This is a genomic window from Nakamurella panacisegetis (assembly GCF_900104535.1).
In the GTDB taxonomy this organism is placed as follows: Bacteria; Actinomycetota; Actinomycetes; order Mycobacteriales; family Nakamurellaceae; genus Nakamurella; species Nakamurella panacisegetis.
Genome location: NZ_LT629710.1, coordinates 3,008,086 through 3,026,528, shown reverse-complemented (window position 1 = coordinate 3,026,528; position 18,443 = coordinate 3,008,086). Strand labels below are relative to the sequence as shown.

Genomic DNA, 18,443 nt, shown 5'->3' with positions numbered 1-18,443 from the left:
CGCTCGAGTTCTACTCTCATCCCACTTGAGCCCATTTGCCGGACGGAGGATGAGGTGGAACTCGGCCTCTTCGCCACCCTCCGGCCGACGACCGGCGACCGTCCGGCCTACGCCCAGGTCCGCGACCAGCTACGGACCTTGATCGACTCCGGGGCGCTGCCGCCCGGGCACCGACTTCCGACCGAACGTGCCCTGGCGCAATTGCTCGAGGTCTCCCGCATCACCGTGCGACACGCCACCTCGGCCCTGGAGAACGAGGGACGGCTGATCCGTCGTCACGGTTCGGGCACCTACGTGGCGCCGCCCCGGGTGACGGCGGCCGCGGTCACGCTGACCGGGTTCTCCTCGGTCCTGAGCGACCAGGGTCGCGACTGGCACACCCGGGTCCTCAGTGCGGGGTTCGCGGCGCCCGACCCGGCCGTGCTCACCGCGCTGCGCGTGCCCAACGAGGCGAACCGCGTCGTCCGCCTGGTCCGGGTCCGGTACATCGACGGGATCCCGAGCAGCCTGGAGACGTCCTGGCTGCCGGCGTCCACGGCCGGACCCCTGCTCGACGAACCGCTCGGCGACGAGTCGCTCTTCCAGACCCTTGGCCGGGACGGTGGTTTCGCGCCCGACCACGCCGCCGAACGGCTCTCGGCCGTCGGCCTCGACCCGGCCGCCGCCCGCCATCTCGAAAATCGTTCCGGGGTACCGGCTTTCGGTCTCGAACGGACCACTTACGCCGCCGACGGGAGACCGCTGGAGTTCGCCCGCACACTGCTCCGCGCGGATCGATTCACCTTCGTCAACCGGAGGCCTGATGGCGCGCGGCCGCTGGATCCGGCGGTCCCGTCGTGACCGGCACCGCCGTGACCGGGCGGATCCGCGACGTGACGACCCTGGCCCTGCCCGACGGGTCGACCATGGTGGTGGCCTGCGACTCGGTCGGTGGCATCGGACCGAAGCCCGGCGACACGGTGGCCGCCGATCCCTACACAGTGGGCTACTTCGCCGCCCGGACGCCCGTCCTGGAGGTGCTGGCCGCGGGCGCCGTACCGCGACTGGTGGTGAACAACTTGTGCTTCGAAACCGGGCCGGTGGCGGACGCGATGATCGCGGCGATGAGCGATCTGGCGCGTGAACTCGGGCTCGATGCGGGGGCGGTCACCGGATCGACCGAGGACAACGTCACCACCACCAGCACCGCCGTCGGGGTCACCGTCGTCGGGATCGCCGAGGCGGGCCGGCTGCGGGGCGGGAGCAGTCGAGCCGGCGACATCGTGGTCTGCCTCGGTCTTCCGCGGTCGGCTCCGGCGCACACCCTGACGCCCGCCGACCGCGCCATGCCCACCGTGGCCGAGGTCGTCCGCGTGCTGCACATGCCCGGGGTGCGGGAGGTCCTGCCGGTCGGATCCCGGGGCGTGGCCGCAGAGTTCGCCGCCCTGGCCGCCACGGCCGGTCTCCGACATCAGATCGACGACCGACATAGCGGGCAGGACAGCGGGTTCGATGTGCACGCATCGGGCGGTCCCGCTTCCTGCGTCCTGGTATCACTTTCCTCCGGCGCACTTGTCGGCCTCCGCGCGATCCGCGCGGATCTGCCGGTCACCGTCATCGGGAAGCTGTCCTCGTCGCCCCCGACCTGATCGAAGTCATCTGCGAAAGGATCCACCTGTGACCACCGTCCACCCCGAGATCGAACGCTCGGGCGTCTCGGCGCCGATATTGGAACTCAACGGCATCAACGTCATCGACCCGGTCGAGCGAAAGGGCAAGCCGTCCAACCTGTTCTGGCCGTGGTGCGCGGCCAATGTCGGCGTGCTCGGCATGGGTTACGCCGCGTACCTGCTGTTCCATGGGGTCTCGTTCCTCCAGGCCCTGGTCGCCGGGGTGATCGGCATCATCGGCTCGTTCCTGCTGGTCGGGTTCTCGGCGCTGGCCGGGAAGCGCGGCTCGGCGCCGACCATGATCCTTTCCCGCGCCCCGTTCGGCGTGCTCGGCAACCGGCTGCCGTCGCTGGTCAGCTACCTGCTGCTGGTCGGCTGGGAGATCGTCACCATGGTGCTGGCCATCTCGGCGGTCGGGGTGATCTTCGAACGGCTCGGCTGGAGCACCGGCACGGCAACCAAGATCGGATCGTTCGTCGTGGTGGCCGGGGTGATCGCGGTGGCCGGCACGCTCGGTTTCGACGTGATCATGAGATTCCAGAAGTGGATCACCTACCTGATGATCCTGCTGACCATCGGGTTCGTGATCATCACCGCGTCCCACATCCACCCGTCGGCCCTGAAATCGCTCCCGACCGGCGGGGTCGCGGCCTTCGTCGGCGCGGTCATCTTCGCCTTCACCGGCTTCGGGCTGAGCTGGGCCAATACCGCTGCCGACTACAGCCGCTACCTGCCGACGTCGGTCCGCGGCTCGAGCGTGGTCGGCTGGACCACTTTCGGGGCGAGTGTCGGCCCGGTGCTGCTGATCCTCGACGGATTGCTGCTCACCGGCTCGGACCCGGCTCTGCTGACCGCGGTCGGCAACGACCCGATCGGCGGCCTGGGCACGATCCTGCCGACCTGGTACCTGGTCCCGTTCATCCTGGTCGCCCTGCTCGGCTTGATCGGGAGCGCGGTCCTGGACATCTATTCGTCAGGTCTGGCCCTGCTGAGCCTCGGTCTGAAGACCAAGCGGCACATCGCGGTCTCGATCGACGTGGTGATCATGGTGCTCGGCACCGTCTACCTGGTGTGGATCGCCGCGGGATCGTTCCTGGGCTCGTTCACCGGCTTCCTCATCACCCTCGGCGTGCCGATCGCCGCCTGGACCGGGATCTTCCTGGCCGACATGCTGCTGCGCCGCCGCAACTACGCCGAGGCCGACCTGTACTCGTCCCGAGGCCGCTACGGTGCGGCCAACGTCTCGGCGGTCGCGCTGATGCTGCTCGGGTCGGGCGTCGGTTTCGGGCTGGTGGTCAGCACGGCCGAATGGCTGGCCTGGCAGGGATACCTGCTCGCCCCGCTGCACCTTGGCCCGAAGAACGGCACTTGGGCGAACGCCAACCTCGGCGTCGTCATCTCGCTGGCCATCGGCTTCGTCGGCTATCTGGCGCTGAACCGGCGTCGGGTCCGCACGCAGGAGAGCGTCTGACGGCAGCGGTCGTTCCCGGTGACGACCGGCCCCGCGGTTCAGTTCAAGCTGATCCCTAGTTCCGTCCACAGGGCGTCCGTACTTCGCTCGTCCTGCATCCGGTCGTCGTTCGTCACCGGCCGAACCTAGCGGCGCGGCCGACACGTGTCCGGTGAATTGCGCCCCGCACGCAGGTCAGGGCTGGAACCGGTAGCCCACACCGGCTTCGGTGATCAGGTACTTGGGTTTGGCCGGGTCCGGTTCGAGTTTGCGGCGGAGCTGGGCCATGTAGACGCGCAGGTAGTGCGTCTCCGTCTCGTACGCCGGCCCCCAGACCTCGACCAGCAACTGCTTGCCGGGCACCAGCTTGCCCGCGTGGCGGACCAGCAGTTCCAGCATCGACCACTCGGTCGGCGTGAGCTTGACCGGCTCGCCGTTCCGCAGGACCCGGTGGGCGTCCAGATCGACGGTGAAGTCCGGCGTCACCACGGGTTCCAGCACCTCGCCGCTGGCCGGCGCGCCGCGTCGAACGGCGGCGCGGACCCGGGCCAGCAACTCGGCCATGCCGAACGGTTTGGTGACGTAGTCGTCGGCTCCGGCGTCCAGCGCCTCGACCTTCTCGGCCGAGGTCGATCGGGCCGACAGCACGATCACCGGGATGCTCGACCAGCCGCGAATGCCTTGCAGCACTTCCACTCCGTCGATGTCGGGCAGCCCGAGGTCGAGGATCACCACCTGCGGATGGAGATGGGCGACGCGGTCGAGGGCGGCCCGTCCGTCGTGCACGACGGTGACCTCGTAGCCGTGGGCGCGCAGGTTGATCCCGAGCGCGCGGGCCAGAGCCAGATCGTCGTCCACCACCAGTACCCGGTTCATCAGACCGCCTCCCCTTCGGATCGGCCGGAGGCCGGTTGCTCGTCGCGTCCGGCGATCGGCACGGTGATGATCATCGTCAATCCGCCCCCCGGAGTGTCGTCCACCTCGATGGAGGCGTCCACGGCCAGGGCCAGCCCGCGGGCCACCGCCAGCCCGAGCCCGATGCCGGAGCCTGACGGGGCATCCCCGAGTCGTTGGAACGGCGCGAACATCGCCTCGCGCTGAGCCTCCGGGACACCGGCGCCGTGGTCGATCACGCGGATCTGGATGGAGGCCGCCCCTGGCACCTCACCGGCCAGGATCCGCACCGGCTTCCCGTCCGCGCTGTGGCTGACCGCGTTCGACACGATGTTCGCGACGACCCGTTCCAGCAGCCCCCGGTCGGTGTCGATGAGCGGCAGGTCGTCGCTGATCTCGACGTCCAGACGGGCCGTGGGCAGACCGATGAGGGCCCGGTACACCACCTCGTCCACCGACACCGGGCGTCGCACCGGCGCCAGGACACCGGTCTGCAACCGGGAGAGGTCGAGCAGATTCGACAGCAGCCCATCCAGCTGGTCGGCCGCTTCGTCGGTGGCGGCGAGCAGGTCGTCCCGGTCTTCCGCCGACCAGGTGACGGCGCCGTCCCGCAGGCTGGACATGGACGCCTTGATGGTGGCCAGCGGCGTCCGCAGGTCGTGGGACACCGCGGCCAGGATCGCTGTCCGGACCACGTCCGACTGGCGGAGTCGCTCGGCCTGCGCGGCTTCCGCCTCCAGCTCGCTGCGTTCCAGGGCCAGCGCGACCTGGGCCGCCACCACGTCGACCAGCTGCTGGTCGGCGGCGACCAGCGGATGCCCGAACAGGCCCAGCACCAGTCCTTCCTCCCCGTCGGCGTCGACGACGACATCGGCGCCCGCCAACGGATCATCGGGATCCGGCATGGTGTCACCGGCCACCGCGAGGACACGGGGATCCGGTCGGGTCGTGCCCGGACCGCTCCGGACCAGCACCGCTCGACGCATGCCGAATCCGATCCGGGCCTGCTCCAGCACTGCGGTGAGAGGATCGCCGGGCAACGCCATCGTGTTGGCCACCGCGGCCAGCAGCTGCGCCTCGGCCTGACCGCGGGCGGCCTGCGCGGCGGCGGCCCGGCTCCGATCGACGATGCTGGCCACCGTCACCCCGACGACGACGAATACCAGCAGGGCGAACGCGTTCTGCGGTTCGGCGATGGTGAGCGACCCGTACGGCTGGGTGAACAGCAGGTTGGCCAGTACACCGGCCACCACCGCCGTGATCGCGGCCGGCAGTACGCCCCCGATCAAGGCGGTGGTCTGCACCCCGAGCAGGAAGATCAGCAGCACGGTCGGCAGGTTCAATCCCTCCCGGAACAGCCGCATCACGGCGGCCAGCAGCACCGGCACGCCGACCACGGCGGCCCACGCCCAGCGGGTCCGGACACTGGCCCGACGGCGGGCTCGGCCCGGCGGCCGCGGCATCGGTTGGTGGGTCACCACGTGCACGTCGATGTCGCCCGACCCACGGACGATGGCCATCGATGTGCTGGGGCGCACCAGCTGGGTGAGCCGACCGTGGCGGGAGGCTCCGACGACGATCTGCGTCCCGTTGACACCGCGGGCGAAATCCAGGACCGAGGCCGCGATGTCGTCCCCGACGATGAGGTGGAAGCTGCCGCCGAGGCTCTCGGCCAGCAGGCGCTGGCTCTCGATCTCGCCGGTGGGGGCGCCCATCGAACCGTCGGACCGGACGATGTGCACGGCCACCAGGTCCCGACCGGTCGCCCGGCCGGCGATCCGCGCCCCCCGTCGTAGCAGCAGCGGCCCCTCCGGACCTCCGGTCAACGCCACCACGATGCGCTCACGGGCGGCCCACGTCCCGGTGATGCCGTGCTCGCGGCGGTACCGGTCCAGCCCCTCGTCGACCCGATCGGCCACCCACAGCAGAGCCAACTCCCGCAGCGCGGTCAGGTTGCCCTCGCGGAAGTAGTTGCCCAGCGCGGTGTCGATGGCTCCGGCCGGGTAGACGTGCCCGTGGGCCATCCGCCGCCGCAGGGACTGCGGGCTCATGTCGACCAGCTCGATCTGGTCGGCCGCCCGCACCACGTCATCGGGCACGGTCTCGGCCTGGACGATCCCGGTGATGCCGGCCACCACGTCGTTCAGTGACTCCAGATGCTGGATGTTCACCGTTGTGATCACGTCGATCCCGGCGTCCAGGATGGATTGCACGTCCTGCCAACGCTTTTCGTGACCGATGCCCGGGGCGTTGGTGTGCGCCAGCTCATCGATCAGGACCACGGCCGGACGGCGGGCCAGCACCGCGGGAAGGTCGAGTTCAGTCAGCGTGATGCCCCGGTGCTCCAGTGTTCGCCGCGGGATCACCTCGAGGTCGCCCAGGCATTCACGGGTGTAGTCGCGTCCGTGGTCCTCGACGATGCCGACCACGACGTCGGTCCCCCGTTCCCGGCGGCGGCGCGCCTCGCCGAGCATCGCCACGGTCTTGCCCACCCCCGGCGCGGCACCGAGGTAGACCCGCAGCCGCCCGCGCGCCGCCGGGCGCTCGGTCGACGTGCGGGCACTGCCGCTGGACGCCGGAACGCTGCCCTCCTCGATCACCGCCCCATCCTGCCTCTCTCCCGATTCCAGCACTCGACATCCGACGGCGCGAGCGCTGCTGCCTCCACTGTGCCGGACGGCGGTCGCTCCATCGCGGTCAGCCGGCCAGGCGGTCGACCGCGACGTTCAGTTCGAGCACGTTGACTCCGCCTTGCCCGATGAAGCCGAGCACCTTGGATTCGACGTGGGACTCGACCAGATTCCGCACGACGGCGAGCGACAGCCCGCGGGCCTTGGCCACCCGATCGACCTGGATGAGTGCATAGGCCAGGCTGATGTCCGGGTCGAGCCCGGAGCCGGAGGCGGTGACCGCGTCCGGCGGCACGGCCGACTCGGGCACCCCGTCGGCCTTGGCCACCGCCGCCCGCCGGTCCTGCACCTGCTTGGCCAGCACCGCGCTGTCGGCGGCGAGGTTGCTGCCACCGGAGGACGTCGGGTCGTATCCGTCGGCGCCGGCCGCCGACGGCCGCGATTGGAACCATTTGGCGCCGGTGAAGTTCTGACCGATCAGGCTCGACCCGACAGTGGTGCCGTTGACCGAGACCATCGATCCGTTGGCCTTGGCCGGGGCGATCAGCTGGCCGATCCCCAGGACCAGCAAGGGATAGGCAATGCCGAGCACGACCGTCATGGCGAGCAGGAAACGTAGGCCGACGAGCAGCTGCCGACCGGCGATCGAGGCCAGCGTGCCGACCGAGGGGGACGACGCACCGGGGTCCGACGGAGTCGGGGTGGTGGGGGTAAGGGTGTCTGCAGACATGGTGATCAGCCGATTCCGGGAATCAGGGAAATGACGAGGTCGATGAGCTTGATGCCGACGAACGGGACGACGAGTCCGCCCAGTCCGTAGATCCACAGGTTGCGGGACAACAACTTCGCCGCCGAGGACGGGGTGTAGCGGACTCCGCGCATGGCCAGCGGGATCAGGGCGATGATCACCAGCGCGTTGAAGATGACGGCCGACAGCACCGCCGAGGACGGCGTGGCCAGCTTCATGATGTTCAGCGCCCGCAGCCCGGGGAAGACCCCGGTGAACATGGCCGGCAGGATGGCGAAGTACTTGGCGATGTCGTTCGCGAGCGAGAACGTGGTGAGCGCCCCGCGGGTGATCAGCAACTGCTTGCCGATCTCCACGATGTCGATGAGCTTGGTGGGGCTGGAATCGAGGTCGACCATGTTGCCTGCCTCTTTCGCGGCGGTCGTCCCGGAGTTCATGGCCACCCCGACGTCGGCCTGGGCCAGCGCCGGCGCGTCGTTCGTGCCGTCCCCGGTCATCGCGACGATCCGTCCGCCCGTCTGCTCCTGGCGGATGTAGGCCAGTTTGTCCTCCGGCGTCGCCTCGGCCAGGAAGTCGTCGACCCCGGCCTCGGCCGCGATCGATCGGGCCGTCAACTGGGTGTCGCCGGTGATCATCACCGTCCGGATCCCCATCTTCCGCAACTCGGCGAACCGTTCAGAGATACCGGGCTTCACCACGTCCTTCAGATGCACGACGCCCAGCACGCGGGAGCGCTCGCCGACCAGTTCGGCCACCAGCAGCGGGGTTCCGCCGCTGCCGGCGATCGTGTCGACCGCGTCCATGACATCCCGGCCGACCTGTCCCCCGTGTTCGGTGACCCAGGCTGTCACGGCCGAGCCGGCGCCCTTGCGGATACTGCGCGACGGGAGATCGACGCCACTCATCCTGGTGCGGGCCGAGAATTCCACGAACGTGCACTCGTCGCCGACGGAAGGTTCGGCGCCGTAACGGCTCTGGCACAGGTCCACCAGCGAGCGTCCCTCCGGCGTCTCGTCCGCCATCGACGAGTCGAGCGCGGCCGACGCCAGGTCGGCCATGTCCACCCCAGGTGCGACGACCAGTTCGGAAGCCTGACGATTGCCGAACGTGATGGTGCCGGTCTTGTCCAGCAACAGGGTCGAGACATCTCCGGCCGCCTCGACCGCCCGGCCGCTCATGGCCAGTACGTTCCGCTGCACCAGCCGGTCCATGCCGGCCACACCGATGGCCGAGACCAGGGCCCCGATCGTCGTCGGAATGAGGCAGACGAGCAGGGACACCAGCACGACGATCGACTGGTGCGAGCCGGAGAAGGACGCCATCGGCTGCAGCGCCATGATCACCAGGAGGAAGACGATGGTCAGGCTGGCCAGCAGGATGTTCAGGGCGATCTCGTTGGGGGTCTTCGAGCGGACCGACCCCTCGACCAGGGCGATCATCCGGTCCACGAAGGACTTACCTGGATCCGCGGTGATCCGCACGACGATCCGGTCGGACAGCACCCTGGTCCCGCCCGTCACCGACGAGCGGTCGCCGCCGGACTCCCGGACCACCGGGGCCGACTCCCCGGTGATCGCGGCCTCGTCGACGCTGGCCACGCCCTCGGTGATCTCGCCGTCGCCGGGGACGGTGTCACCGGCTTCGCACACCACCAGGTCGCCCTGGCGCAACTCGGAAGCCGGGACCTGTTCCTCGGTGTCGCCGGTCAGCCGGCGCGCGACCGCGGTGTCCCGGCCGGCCCGCAGGGATGCCGCCTGAGCCCGTCCGCGGCCTTCGGCCACGGAGTCGGCCAGGTTGGCGAACAGGACGGTGAGCCACAGCCAGATCGCGATCCAGACACTGAACGCGCTGTAGTCGGTGAAGCACAGTGCCGTGGTCAGAGCGGCACCGACCTCGACCACGAACATCACCGGGTTGTGCCACATCACCCGCGGGTCAAGGGCTTTCAGGGCGTTCGGGAGCGCCGCGAGCAGGCTGGCGGGCCGGAAGACGCCCGCCCCGACGCGGTGCGGCTCGGCGTCCTGGGAACCGGCGACGGCCGGTCGGTGCAGAACAGGCGTGGTCATGCTGATCCCTCGGCAATCGGACCCAGCGCAAGCGCCGGAAGGTAGGTGAGAGCGGCGACCAGGACCACCACCCCGATGAGGATGGTGATGAACTGGAGTTTGTGGGTGGGGAGCGTCCCGGAATCGTCCGGACGGAACCCTTGGCGTCCCAGCGATCCGGCCAGGGCCAGCACCATCGCGATGGGAACGAATCGGCCGAGGAGCATCACCACGCCCAAGGCGATGTTGTAGAAGTCGTTGTTGGCCGACAGCCCGGCGAAGGCGGAGCCGTTGTTGTTGGCCGCCGAGCCGAACGCGTAGACGATCTCGGTCAGTGAGTGGGGCCCGGAGTTCAGGACCGCACTCTTGGCCGACGGGACCAGCAGCGCCACACCGGTACCGAGCAGCACCAGGGCCGGGGTGGCCAGGATGTAGAGAGCGACGTACTTCATCTGCTCGCCGCCGATGCGCTTGCCCAGGTACGTCGGCGTACGCCCGACCATGAGGCCGGCCACGAACACACCGACCATGGCCAGGATCAGCATCCCGTAGAGACCGGATCCGGTCCCCCCGGGGGCGATCTCACCCAGCAACATGTTCAACAGCAGTGCGCCGCCGCCGAGACCGGTGAACGAGGAATGGGTGGAATCCACCGCCCCCGTGGAGGTCAGCGTGGTGGATACCTCGAACAAGGTGGACATCGGTACGCCGAATCTGACCTCCTTGCCCTCCATTGCGGCGCCGGCCGCGCGCAGTGCGGCGCCGGCGTGGCTTTCCTCCAGCACCAGGGTGGTGGTCAGGGACCCGGCCCACAACACGGCCATGGTGATCAGAATGGCGACGCCCTGCTTGATGCTGCCGACCATTCGCCCGAAAGTGCGTGGCAGGGCGAACGGAATGGCGAGCATCAGCACGATGGCCAGGAGATTGGTCCACTGGGCCGGGTTCTCGAATGGGTGTCCGGAGTTCGCGTTGAAATACCCGCCGCCGTTCGTCCCCAGTTGCTTGATCACCTCCTGTGAGGCGACCAGGCCACCGGGAATGGTCTGCGATCCGCCGGCCAGCGTGGTGATGTCGGTCGGCGCGTTCAGGTTCTGGATGACGCCACCGGCCACCATCACGAGCGCGATGACGGTCGAGATGGGCAGCAGCAGACGTACCGTGGTCCGGGTCAGGTCGACCCAGAAATTGCCCAGCCGATCGGTGTGCCGACGGACCAGTCCCCGGATGAGCGCCGCGACCACGACCATGCCCACCGCACCGGAGAGGAAGTTCTGGACCGTGAGACCGATGGCCTGCACGGTGTAACCCAACGCGGTCTCTCCGGAATAGGACTGCCAATTCGTGTTGGTCACGAAACTGACAGCGGTGTTGAAACCCTGGGCTTTCGGCAGGCCGGCCCGGCCGAAATCGAACGGCAGGTACGACTGCGCGGACAGCAGCGCCCAGAGGAGCAGGATCGACACCGCACTGAAGCCCAGAACGGACAGCAGGTAGGTGTACCAGCGTTGATCGGCGCGGCTGTCGATCCGGAGCAGTCGGTAGAACCCCCGCTCCACCTTCCAGTGCTTGTCGGAGGTGTAGATCCGGGCCATGTACTCGCCGAGCGGGACGTGGATGATCGCCAGCACGGCGACGACCAGAGTGATCTCCAGGGCCGCGGACAACCAGGGCGTCATCAGAAACGCTCCGGTTTGAGCAGGGCCAGGAAGAGATAGACCAACAGTCCGATCGCGGCCGCGGCCGCCACCACGGTCATGACGTTGCCCCGGAGAGCCAACGGGAAGTGAACACCTGGTGCCGCCAGTTCTTGTTTGATACCCAGTGTTTTCGCACGGTAGGGCCGGTCGGTCCCACTGGCGACGACGGTATGGCGGCCCGGCCCGACGGCTGATGGGTCCTGATACGGCCTTGACGGCCCGGGAAACGTTCTTGACGGAATCCTGATGCCAACGGGCCGGGATCCTCACTCCACTACCCTGGAGCGGTGGCCACCGTCTCCGACCCCGCGGGTGGCCGTGCCGTGCCCGAGGACGAGCCGACCCAGCGGCTCCTGGGTGGCCGCTACCGGTTGGAGCGCGTGGTCGGCAAGGGCGCCATGGGAAAGGTGTGGGCCGCCTACGACGAGGTTCTCGGCCGCCCGGTCGCGATCAAAGAAGTCGATTTCCCGGCCGGCATGCCGAAATCCGAGGTCGACCAGATCGCCCAGCGCACGATGCGGGAGGCCAGGGCGGTCGCGTCCGTCTCCGACCCGCACGTGGTGACCATCTTCGACATGCTCAGCCTGCCGAACGGGCCGGCCATCGTCATGGAGTTGCTCTCGGCCCGGTCCCTGGCCGAGATCCTGGCCCGGGACGGAACCCTGTCCGACACCGAGTCCGCAGTGGTCGGCCTGTCGGTGGCCACCGGCCTGCTCGCCGCCCACTCGGCCGGCATCACCCACCGTGACGTCAAACCGGGCAACGTGCTGATCTGCGACGACGGTCGGATCAAATTGACCGACTTCGGCATCGCGCGCAGCGCCGGGGAGCAGACCATCACGGCCAGCGGCCTGTTGCTCGGTTCGCCGGCCTACATCTCCCCCGAGGTGGCCGCCGGCCGCCCGGCCAATGCACAGTCCGACGCCTGGGGGCTCGGCGCCCTGTTGTTCGCCTGTGTCCAGGGTGGGCCGCCGTTCGACCAGGGCACCCCGCTGGCCACCCTGACCTCGGTGGTGCAGGACCCGGTCCCGCCGCACCCGAATTCCGGCCAGCTCAGCGGGGTGATCCGCGGTCTGCTCGTCAAGGACCCGTCGACCCGGATGTCGGTCGGACTGGCCCATCAGGCGATGCTGCGGATCGCGGTCGACACCGGGGGCCTGGTGACGCACGCCTGGAAGCCGGCGGCTCGGGCCCAACGCCCGCCTTCAGCGAACCGCCCCCCGTTGCCGCCCCCGCCATGGGCGACCTCGGCGTCGAACCGACCCGGGGACCTGCGGGCCGGTCCGGCCCTCCCGCCGCCGCCCTGGGCCGGGTCCGCGGCCACCGCGCTGCGCCCGATCCCGGTCACGGCACCGGCCCGGTCCCCGCGCCGGAAGCTCGCGCTGACCGCCGTCGCCCTGTTGGTGGCCGTCCTCGCCGCCGCCGCCGGGTATTTCGGTGTCCGCGTCGTCGCGCACCTGGAGAACGGCACGCCGATCGCCGCGGCCGACGCGGCACCGGTCGCGGCCCTGCCCTACGCTCCGCTGCATGTCTGATGATGCTGGGACCGACAACCGCGCCAAAGCCGAGGAAGCCGCGTCGGCGCTCGCCAAAGCGACGGGAGTGCTTCACCACGACGTCGCCCTGGTGATGGGATCGGGCTGGGCACCGGCCGCCGACGCGCTGGGCACGGCCACGGCGGAGATCAAGATGGCCGACCTGCCCGGCTTCCTGCCGCCGGTCGTGCCGGGCCACGGCGGTGCCGTCCGGTCCATCCCGATCGGCGACAAACGCGCCCTGGTCTTCCTGGGGCGGACCCACTTGTACGAGGGCCGCGGAGTGGCCGCACTGGCCCACGGCGTCCGCACGGCCGCCGCCGCCGGGGCGAAGCTGATCGTGCTGACCAACGCGGCCGGCGGACTGCGCGACGGCATGCGTCCGGGCCAGCCGGTGCTGATCGCTGATCACCTGAATCTGACCGGGATCTCGCCCATCGTCGGGGCGAACTTCGTCGACCTCACCGACCTGTACTCGCCGCGGCTGCGCAAGCTGGCCACCGAGATCGACCCGAGCCTGGAGGAAGGGGTCTACGCCCAGTTGCCCGGTCCGCATTTCGAGACCCCGGCCGAGATCCGCATGCTGCGCACGCTGGGCGCGGATCTGGTCGGCATGTCCACCGTCCTCGAGGCCATTGCCGCCCGGGAGGCCGGAGTCGAGGTGTTCGGGCTGTCGCTGGTCACCAACCTGGCCGCCGGCATGACGGGCGAACCGCTGAACCATCTCGAGGTGCTGGCCGAGGGCCGCGCCGCCGCCGGCCGGATGGGCTCGCTGTTGGCCGACGTCGTGGCCCAGGCATGACCGTCGGTTCGGAGTTGCGCCAGAAGGCGATGCGCTGGATCGCCGACGACCCGTCGCCCTCCGACCGCGCCGAGTTGCAGAAGGTCTTGGCCGAGGCGATGGGCGGTTCGACACCGGCCCTCGACGACCTGACCGAACGAATGAGCAGCCCGCTCACGTTCGGCACCGCCGGTCTCCGTGGGCCGCTCCGGGCCGGACCGGCCGGCATGAACCTGGCCGTGGTGCGCCGGGCCGCCGCCGGGATCGCGGCCTATCTGAAGGCGCAGGGGGCCGGTGGGGCGACCGTGGTGATCGGATTCGACGCCCGCCACCGCTCGGCCGAGTTCGCCCGGGACGCCGCCACGGTGCTGGCGGCCACCGGTTTCCGGGCACTGCTGGCGCCGAGCGCACTGCCGACCCCGGTCACCGCGTTCGCCGTCCGTCGCCTGAACGCCGCCGCCGGGCTGCAGGTCACGGCGTCCCACAACCCGCCCCAGGACAACGGGCTCAAGGTCTACCTGGACGGCGGCTGCCAGCTGGTCGGTCCGGCCGACACCGAGATCGAAGCCGCCATCGCCGCGGCCCGCCCCGCCATCTCGATCGACACCGCCGGTGCCCCGCTGTCCTGGCCCGACGACCTGCTCGAGGCCTACGTCGGCCGCGCGGCCGGCTTGGCCGGTGCCGGTGGAGCCGTCCGGGACCTGCGGGTGGCCACCACCGCGTTGCACGGCGTCGGGGGCGAAACCCTGGTCAAGGCCCTGCATCGGGCCGGATTCACCGACGTGCACGTGGTCGCCGACCAGGCCGTACCCGATCCGGATTTCCCGACCGTGACGTTCCCGAACCCGGAGGAGCCGGGGGCCACCGATCACCTGCTGGCCCTGGCCGCCGAGATCGGCGCCGATCTCGCCATCGCCAACGATCCGGATGCCGACCGCTGCAGCATCGGCGTTCCCGGGGCGGACGGTATCTGGCGGATGCTCAGCGGTGACGAGGCCGGGGCGTTGCTCGGTGACCGCATCCTGGACCGGCTGGACCGCACGGCCCATCCGGACCCGTTGGTGGCCACCACCATCGTCTCCTCGCAGATGCTCGGTCGGATCGCCGCCGCTCGCGGCGCCCGGTACGACGAGACGTTGACCGGGTTCAAGTGGATCGTGCGGGCCGGGGACGGGCACGGCACCGGGCTCGTCTTCGGCTACGAGGAGGCGCTCGGCCTGGCCGTCGACCCGGATGCCGTGCGCGACAAGGACGGCATCTCGGCCGCGGTGCTGGCCTGCGACCTCGCGGCCGACCTGAAGGGCGCCGGTCGGTCCGTACCCGACGTTCTCGACGACCTGGCCGTGACGCACGGGTTGCACACCACAGGCGCGGTCTCGATGCGGGTCGCCGACCAGTCGACCATTCCGCGCTGGATGAGCCGGCTCCGGACGCACCTGCCGACGACGCTCCTGGGCGAGGCCGTGGTCACCGCCGCCGACCTGCTTCCACGGACCGACGGAGTCCGCCTGGCCACCGAGCGGGCGCGGGTGATCGTCCGTCCATCGGGCACCGAGCCCAAGCTCAAGTGCTACCTGGAGATCGTCACCCCGGTGCCGGTCGCGGCGGATCTCCCCCGCCTGCGGGCGGCGGCCGCGGTCGATCTGGCCGCCCTCAAGGCGGAAGTGACGGCCCTGATCCAGGGCTGACCCGGTGATGGTCTGCCCCGGGTCGAGCTTCGTCTGAACGGGGGAGCCCATTCGTCGAATGGGCCCGGTACGGGGTCATCCCCTTACGATCGATCACGATGAGACCCGATCGTGATGTTGACATCGGAGCGGACCCGGTTGGGGCCGGCTCGCTGATCGTTGTGCGCCCGAAACCGCCCCCACCTCTCTGAGCTGGGCAGATCGCAGTCGTTCCAGACCGAAGAGGAGAAGAAGTGACGCTCAATGACGTCGTCGTTCCGATCGAGATACAGACGTTCAGCACCGAAGAGGGGACGGTCAACGGACAGCCGGTGACCAAGGGGAACTACCGCACCATCCACGACGCCTGCATCGCGCTGGCGGTGCCGCTGGCTCAGCGGGCCGGCGCTCCCCTCCTGACCCACGCGGTCGACACCATCGGCTCGCCGCTGGAGTACTGGCTGCATGTGCACCCGGATGGCCAGGCGACCCCGGCCGGCCCGATTCCCGAGCCGCGTCAGGACCCGGCCGAGGCGGGCTCGTCCATGACCAGGGCCGAACGCCGCCGGCACGCCGCCGAGCAAGACGGCCGCGCCGCGCCGAACCTGGAGTCGCCGACGCCCGCCGCGCCGCCGACGCCCGCCGTCCCAGTCGCGTCGGCCTCGCCCCCGCCGCCGGCCGCCGCCGCGCCCCCGGTTGCCGCACCCCCGTCGCCGACCCTCGACGACCTGCTGGCGACCCGTCCGGCTCCCCCCGAGGACCCGGCCCAGCTGGGCTGGCGAGCGGCCGTCCGGAAGCTGACCGGCGGCCTGATCACGCTGCGCCCGAACGAGTTCGAGGTAGCCCGGCGGCGCGGGATCGCCGCCGTGCAGCGCAGCCTGGCCGGCCCGCGAACCGTGGTCGTGATCAACCCGAAAGGCGGGGCCAGCAAGACAACGGCCTCGCTGCTGTTGGCCGCCACCTTCGGGATCCACCGCGGGGGCTACACGCTGGCCTGGGACAACAACGAGACCAGGGGCACCATGGGCTGGCGGGCCAAACAGGGCCGTCACACCAATACCGCGGTCGATCTGCTGCGGGAACTGGACCGGTTCGAGGACGCCCGGTCGGCCCGCATCGGCGATCTGGACAACTTCGTCCGTGGCCAGGGCAGCGCCCAGTTCGACGTACTGGCCAGCGACGAGGACGCCGCCTCGGCGGCGTCGATCGACGCCGACGCGTTCACTGCACTGCATCGCAGCCTGAGTCGCTTCTACCGGGTGATCGTGGTGGACACCGGGAACAACATGCGGGCCTCGAACTGGGACGCCGCGGTGGAAGCGGCCGACCAGGTGGTCATCGTGTCGACCATCCGGGAGGACACCGGCCAATCCGCCGCGTGGGTTGCTGATGCGTTGGGCGAGAAGGGTTTTGCCGAAAAGGTGGCCTCGGCGGTGACCATCCTGGCGGCGCCCGGTCCTGATCCGGACCGCGAGTTGAGCGGCCGCCTGCGCGACCACTTCGGCCGCCTCACCCGGGCCGTCACACTCGTGCCGTTCGACCCGTCCCTGGTGGCCGGCGGCCCGATCAACATCGACTTGCTGTCCCCCGCGTCGCGGGACGCATGGCTGCAGGCCACGGCCCTGGTGGCCGACGGGCTCTAGGACCGCGCCCGGGCCGATGCCCGAGTTGCGTCAGGAACGGCGAAACCGGGCACAGTGGGGGCATGTCCTCAACGAACGCGGCCCGGGTGACCATCGTCGGGGCCGGACTGGCCGGCGCCGCGTGCGCCGTGGCCCTGCGGGACGCCGGGGTCCCGTTCCGGCTCGTCGAACGCGGACGGTCGATCGGCGGACGGATGGCCTCCCCGACCGTGCGGGGCCGACGGGTCGACATCGGCGCCGGGTACTTCACCGTGCGGGACAACGGTTTCGCCGCCGTGGCGCAGGCCTGGGCGCGAACCAACCTGGCCCGGGAGTGGACCGACACGTTCGGCGTCCTGCGCGCCGGAACCGACCCCGACACCACCACCGGCCCGACCCGCTGGGCCACCCCGGGTGGGTTGCGATCGTTGGTGCGGGCCCTGCTCGCCGACATCCGGGTGGAGTTGGAGACCGAGATGACCGAACTACCCTCGGGGACGGTCGTCCTGGCCATGCCCGACCCGCAGGCGGCGCGGCTGGGCCCGGTGCCCGATCCGGTCGGCTGTTCACCGGTGCTGACCACGGTCCTGGAGTTCGAGGAGCGGGCCTGGCCGTTCGTCGATGCCGCCTTCGTCAACGATCACCCGATCGTCGAGTTCATCGCCGACGACGGCGCCCGACGGGGTGACGGCGCGCCGGTGCTGGTGGCGCACAGCACCCCCGACTTCGCCCGCTCGTACCTGACGAACTCCGAGGCCGCCGCCGCGCCCATGATCTCGGGTGTCCGCGAGGTGATCGGGGGGCGACCGCCGGTCCGGACCCACGTACACCGGTGGACGTTCGCCAAACCGGCCGGACAGCACGCCATGAGCTTCGGACTGGTCGAAACGGGTGGCCGCCTGGTCGGATTCGCCGGCGACCAGTGGTGCCCCGACGGTCCGCCCCGGGTGGAGAGCGCGTGGCGGTCCGGGACGGACGTGGCCGCGGCGATCATCGCCGCGCAGTGACCGTCAGACCGCGGACGGTCAGACCGCGCCGAACTGACGATCCCCGGCGTCGCCGAGGCCGGGCACGATGTAACCGGAGTCGTTCAGGCGCTCGTCGACCGACGCGGTGACGACCCTGACCCCGAGGCCGGACTCGGCCAGGGTCACCAGGCCCTCGGGCGCGGCCAGGGCGCAGATGGCGGTGACGTCGGTGGCGCCACGGGCCTTCAGCAATTCGATGGTGTGCACCATCGACCCACCGGTGGCCAGCATCGGGTCGAGGACGTACACCGGCCGGCCGGCCAGCGATTCGGGCAACGACTCCATGTACGGCGTCGGCAGCAGCGTCTCCTCGTCCCGGGCCAGGCCGACGAAGCCCATCTGCGACTCCGGGATCAGCGCGTGGGCCTGGTCGGCCATGCCCAGGCCGGCCCGCAGCACCGGAACCAGCAGCGGCGGATTGGCCAGCCGGATCGCCGAGGTCCGGGCGACCGGCGTGTGGATCGGGTGCTTCTCGGTGGCCAGGGTGCGGCTGGCCTCGTAGATCAGCATCAACGTCAACTCGCGCAGGGCCGCCCGGAATGCCGCGTTGTCGGTCCGCGCGTCGCGCATGGTCGACAGGCGCGACGCGGCCAGCGGGTGATCGACCACCGTGACGTCGAGGCCGGCGGGGATCTCGTGCGGAGCTGGCATGGTGGGTGACTCGCCTTCTTCTGCTGGGGCCCATCGACACCGC

General features: G+C 70.3%; 15 protein-coding genes. 8 read left to right on the top strand and 7 right to left on the bottom strand.

The window, feature by feature from the left end; genetic code table 11:
* The first annotated feature begins 54 nt into the window (after positions 1 to 54).
* The 3 genes from BLS97_RS13440 to BLS97_RS13435 are packed head-to-tail and all read left to right on the top strand — an operon-like array spanning position 55 to position 3,120.
* The gene (locus BLS97_RS13440; RefSeq protein ID WP_090476647.1) at positions 55 to 840 is read left to right on the top strand and encodes a GntR family transcriptional regulator; all 786 of its coding nucleotides are present in this window, start codon (positions 55 to 57) and stop codon (positions 838 to 840) included.
* Entirely contained in the window at positions 837 to 1,628 is a 792-nt protein-coding gene (locus BLS97_RS23530; protein WP_157695405.1) for an AIR synthase related protein, read from the top strand. Before BLS97_RS13440 ends, BLS97_RS23530 begins: the two co-directional genes overlap by 4 nt.
* A 28-nt stretch (positions 1,629 to 1,656) precedes the next feature.
* Complete coding sequence (locus BLS97_RS13435; RefSeq protein ID WP_197676167.1) at positions 1,657 to 3,120, top strand: purine-cytosine permease family protein; 1,464 nt, start codon at positions 1,657 to 1,659, stop codon at positions 3,118 to 3,120.
* A 174-nt stretch (positions 3,121 to 3,294) separates the two neighbouring features.
* Here the strand turns inward: BLS97_RS13435 and BLS97_RS13430 are convergent, their stop codons facing one another.
* From BLS97_RS13430 to kdpF, 6 genes are all read right to left on the bottom strand, one after another.
* Positions 3,295 to 3,975 carry a response regulator gene (locus BLS97_RS13430; RefSeq protein ID WP_090476642.1) on the bottom strand — a complete coding sequence of 227 codons (681 nt, stop codon included), beginning with the start codon at positions 3,973 to 3,975 and terminating at the stop codon, positions 3,295 to 3,297.
* Complete coding sequence (locus BLS97_RS13425; protein ID WP_407938056.1) at positions 3,975 to 6,590, bottom strand: sensor histidine kinase; 2,616 nt, start codon at positions 6,588 to 6,590, stop codon at positions 3,975 to 3,977. The genes BLS97_RS13430 and BLS97_RS13425 overlap by 1 nt, the downstream gene beginning before the upstream one ends.
* Positions 6,591 to 6,690: 100 nt before the next feature.
* The gene (kdpC, locus tag BLS97_RS13420; protein WP_090476640.1) at positions 6,691 to 7,353 is read right to left on the bottom strand and encodes a potassium-transporting ATPase subunit KdpC; all 663 of its coding nucleotides are present in this window, start codon (positions 7,351 to 7,353) and stop codon (positions 6,691 to 6,693) included.
* A gap of 5 nt (positions 7,354 to 7,358) precedes the next feature.
* Complete coding sequence (gene kdpB, locus BLS97_RS13415) at positions 7,359 to 9,437, bottom strand: potassium-transporting ATPase subunit KdpB (RefSeq protein WP_090476638.1); 2,079 nt, start codon at positions 9,435 to 9,437, stop codon at positions 7,359 to 7,361.
* Positions 9,434 to 11,095 carry a potassium-transporting ATPase subunit KdpA gene (kdpA, locus tag BLS97_RS13410; RefSeq protein ID WP_090476635.1) on the bottom strand — a complete coding sequence of 554 codons (1,662 nt, stop codon included), beginning with the start codon at positions 11,093 to 11,095 and terminating at the stop codon, positions 9,434 to 9,436. Before kdpA ends, kdpB begins: the two co-directional genes overlap by 4 nt.
* Positions 11,095 to 11,196 (bottom strand): K(+)-transporting ATPase subunit F, encoded by a 102-nt coding sequence (gene kdpF / locus BLS97_RS13405; RefSeq protein ID WP_231988094.1) that lies wholly within the window; start codon positions 11,194 to 11,196, stop codon positions 11,095 to 11,097. The genes kdpA and kdpF overlap by 1 nt, the downstream gene beginning before the upstream one ends.
* Before the next feature lie 207 nt (positions 11,197 to 11,403).
* Here kdpF and BLS97_RS13400 point away from each other — a divergent pair, with 207 nt between their 5' ends.
* From BLS97_RS13400 to BLS97_RS13380, 5 genes are all read left to right on the top strand, one after another.
* Complete coding sequence (locus BLS97_RS13400) at positions 11,404 to 12,651, top strand: serine/threonine-protein kinase (protein ID WP_157695404.1); 1,248 nt, start codon at positions 11,404 to 11,406, stop codon at positions 12,649 to 12,651.
* On the top strand, positions 12,644 to 13,453 hold the full coding sequence (locus BLS97_RS13395) for a purine-nucleoside phosphorylase (RefSeq protein WP_090476629.1): 810 nt from the start codon (positions 12,644 to 12,646) through the stop codon (positions 13,451 to 13,453). Before BLS97_RS13400 ends, BLS97_RS13395 begins: the two co-directional genes overlap by 8 nt.
* Entirely contained in the window at positions 13,450 to 15,120 is a 1,671-nt protein-coding gene (locus BLS97_RS13390) for a phospho-sugar mutase (protein ID WP_090476628.1), read from the top strand. Before BLS97_RS13395 ends, BLS97_RS13390 begins: the two co-directional genes overlap by 4 nt.
* 233 nt (positions 15,121 to 15,353) lie before the next feature.
* The gene (locus tag BLS97_RS13385; RefSeq protein WP_090476626.1) at positions 15,354 to 16,742 is read left to right on the top strand and encodes a MinD/ParA family ATP-binding protein; all 1,389 of its coding nucleotides are present in this window, start codon (positions 15,354 to 15,356) and stop codon (positions 16,740 to 16,742) included.
* 62 nt (positions 16,743 to 16,804) lie between these two features.
* Positions 16,805 to 17,728 (top strand): NAD(P)/FAD-dependent oxidoreductase, encoded by a 924-nt coding sequence (locus BLS97_RS13380; protein WP_090476624.1) that lies wholly within the window; start codon positions 16,805 to 16,807, stop codon positions 17,726 to 17,728.
* An 18-nt stretch (positions 17,729 to 17,746) separates the two neighbouring features.
* Here BLS97_RS13380 and upp read toward each other — a convergent pair whose 3' ends face one another.
* Complete coding sequence (gene upp, locus BLS97_RS13375; protein ID WP_090476621.1) at positions 17,747 to 18,400, bottom strand: uracil phosphoribosyltransferase; 654 nt, start codon at positions 18,398 to 18,400, stop codon at positions 17,747 to 17,749.
* Between the last annotated feature and the right edge of the window lie 43 nt (positions 18,401 to 18,443).

Excerpts from the sequence above, each read along its gene's own strand:
- BLS97_RS13430 (WP_090476642.1), bottom strand. The coding sequence starts at position 3,975 with ATGAACCGGGTACTGGTGGTGGACGACGATCTGGCTCTGGCCCGCGCG.
- kdpC (WP_090476640.1), bottom strand. The coding sequence starts at position 7,353 with ATGTCTGCAGACACCCTTACCCCCACCACCCCGACTCCGTCGGACCCC.
- kdpB (WP_090476638.1), bottom strand. The coding sequence starts at position 9,437 with ATGACCACGCCTGTTCTGCACCGACCGGCCGTCGCCGGTTCCCAGGAC.
- kdpA (WP_090476635.1), bottom strand. The coding sequence starts at position 11,095 with ATGACGCCCTGGTTGTCCGCGGCCCTGGAGATCACTCTGGTCGTCGCC.
- BLS97_RS13395 (WP_090476629.1), top strand. The coding sequence starts at position 12,644 with ATGTCTGATGATGCTGGGACCGACAACCGCGCCAAAGCCGAGGAAGCC.
- BLS97_RS13390 (WP_090476628.1), top strand. The coding sequence starts at position 13,450 with ATGACCGTCGGTTCGGAGTTGCGCCAGAAGGCGATGCGCTGGATCGCC.
- BLS97_RS13380 (WP_090476624.1), top strand. The coding sequence starts at position 16,805 with ATGTCCTCAACGAACGCGGCCCGGGTGACCATCGTCGGGGCCGGACTG.
- upp (WP_090476621.1), bottom strand. The coding sequence starts at position 18,400 with ATGCCAGCTCCGCACGAGATCCCCGCCGGCCTCGACGTCACGGTGGTC.